The 2,584-nt window shown below is 68.8% G+C and carries 1 protein-coding gene; it reads left to right on the top strand.

Annotation, left to right across the window (positions count from 1 at the left end; translation table 11 throughout):
- Positions 1–2,584: type I polyketide synthase (locus tag LMU33_RS40645; RefSeq protein ID WP_228627110.1), on the top strand; the 2,584-nt coding region annotated here is incomplete at both ends.

Below are 2,584 nucleotides of genomic sequence, written 5' to 3'. Positions count from 1 at the left end.
TGGGCATGCTGCTGGTGGAGCGGCTGTCGGATGCCCGGAAGAACGGTCACCCGGTGCTGGCGGTCGTGCGGGGTTCGGCGATCAATCAGGATGGTGCGAGTAATGGTCTGACGGCGCCGAACGGTCCCTCCCAGCAGCGGGTGATCCGTCAGGCGCTGGCGAGTGCCGGGCTGTCCGCCGCCGATGTGGATGCGGTGGAGGCGCACGGTACGGGTACGACGCTGGGTGACCCGATCGAGGCGCAGGCGCTGCTCGCGACGTACGGGCAGGAGCGGGCTGAGGACCGGCCGTTGTGGCTGGGCTCGGTGAAGTCGAACATCGGTCACACGCAGGCGGCGGCGGGTGTCGCGGGGATCATCAAGATGGTGATGGCGATGCGGCACGGCGTGCTGCCGCAGACGCTCCACGTCGACGAGCCGACGCCGCACGTCGAATGGTCGGCCGGGGCGGTGGAGCTGCTGACCGAGGCGCGGGAGTGGCCGGAGACCGGCCGTCCCCGCCGGGCCGGTGTGTCGTCCTTCGGTATCAGCGGCACCAACGCCCACACCATCATCGAACAGGCACCCGAGCCGGAGACCGAGACGGTCCCGGACGGCACCCACGAGCTTCCGGTGCTGCCCTACGTGCTGTCGGCCAAGGACACCGACGCCCTCCGCGCCCAGGCCGGCCGGCTGCACGCCCTCGCCCACGAGGACGCCACAGTTCGCGGCACCGACCTCGCCTATTCCCTGGCGACGGGTCGTGCCGCGCTGGAGCAGCGGGCGGTTGTGGTCGCTGGTGATCGTGAGGGATTGCTGGCGGGTCTGGATGCGGTGGCTGGTGGCGGAAGCGCTGCCGGGGTCGTGGCGGGTGTGCCGCAGCCGGGCGGGGTGGCGTTCTTGTTCACCGGTCAGGGCAGTCAGCGGCTGGGGATGGGCCGGGAGCTCTACGACGGCTATCCGGTGTTCGCGGATGCGCTGGACGAGGTGTGTGCTCACCTTGACCATCACCTTCAGGTGCCGCTCCTCGATGTGCTGTTCGGGGACGATGCCGGGCTGATCGACCGGACGGCGTTCACGCAGCCTGCGTTGTTCGCGGTGGAGGTGGCGCTGTTCCGGCTGTTGGAGTCGTGGGGTGTGCGCCCGGACTTCCTCTCCGGTCATTCGATCGGTGAGATCGCGGCGGCGCATTGTGCGGGTGTGCTGTCGCTGGAGGACGCGTGCACGCTGGTGGCGGCGCGTGGCCGTTTGATGCAGGAGTTGCCGTCCGGTGGTGCGATGGTGGCGGTGCAGGCCGCCGAGGACGAGGTGGCGCCGTACCTGACCGATGCCGTGAGTATCGCGGCGGTCAACGGTCCGGTGTCTGTGGTGGTCGCGGGTGACGAGGACGCGGTACTGGAGATCGCGGCCCGTTTCGAGGAACTGGGCCGCAAGACGAAGCGCCTGACGGTCAGTCACGCCTTCCACTCCCCGCACATGGACGGCATGCTGGACGCCTTCCGTGACGTCGTCGAGGGGCTTGCCTTTGCCGCTCCGCGTCTTCCGGTGGTTTCCAACCTCACTGGTTCGGTGGTGGGTGTCGAGGAGATCTGCTCGCCGGAGTTCTGGGTGCGGCATGTGCGGGATGCGGTGCGGTTCCTGGACGGCGTGCGGGTGCTGGAGGCCGAGGGCGTCACGACCTTCGTCGAGCTGGGTCCGGACGGTGTCCTGTCCGCCATGGCGCAGGAGTGCGTCGCCGACGGCGACGACGTGGTGTTCCTCCCTGTGCTCAGGAGGGAGCGTCCCGAGGCGGAAGCGCTGACCGCTGCCCTTGCACAGGCCCATGTCCACGGCCTCCCTGTCGCGTGGGAGACGTTCTTCGCCGGGACCGGTGCTCGCCGTGTCCAGTTGCCCACCTATGCGTTCCAGCGTGAGCGCTACTGGCCCGACACCGCGTCGTTGGTGAGCGGGGACCCGGAGTCGATCGGTCTGGGTGTTGCGGGTCATCCGTTGTTGGGTGCTGCGGTGGCGTTGGCGGACAGTGACGGGTTTTTGTTCACGGGTGTGTTGTCGGCGGGTGTGCAGGGGTGGCTTGCGGATCATGTGGTGCTGGGTGAGGTGGTGTTGCCTGGTACGGCGTTCGTGGAGTTGGCGTTGCATGCTGGTGGGCGTGTGGGGTGTGGGGGTGTCGAGGAGCTGACGTTGGAGGCGCCGTTGGTGCTTCCTGAGGGCGTTGGTGTGCGGGTGCAGTTGTCGGTGGAGGCTGCTGACGGGTCTGGTCGGCGGTCGTTCGGGGTGTTTTCGCGTCGGCGTGATGCGGTGGGTGGTGAGCCGTGGGTGCGGCATGCCACGGGTGTGTTGTCCGTCGTTGCTGATTCCGGTGCCGGCGTGGGTGTGGGGGATCTTGTGGTGTGGCCGCCGGAGGGTGCGGTGGCTGTTGAGGTGGAGGGGTTGTATGGGGAGCTTGCGGAGTCGGGTCTGGGGTATGGGCCGGTGTTCCGTGGGTTGCGGGGTGTGTGGCGGCGTGGGGGTGAGTTGTTCGCCGAGGTGGTGCTGCCGGAGCAGGCTGCTGATGCTGCCGGTGCTTTCGGGCTGCACCCGGCCCTCCTCGACGCCGCCCTCCACGC

It is taken from the genome of Streptomyces barringtoniae (assembly GCF_020819595.1).
Classification (GTDB): Bacteria; Actinomycetota; Actinomycetes; order Streptomycetales; family Streptomycetaceae; genus Streptomyces; species Streptomyces barringtoniae.
The sequence above is the reverse complement of the archived record's forward strand: the minus strand, read 5'-3'. Positions and strand labels throughout refer to the sequence as shown.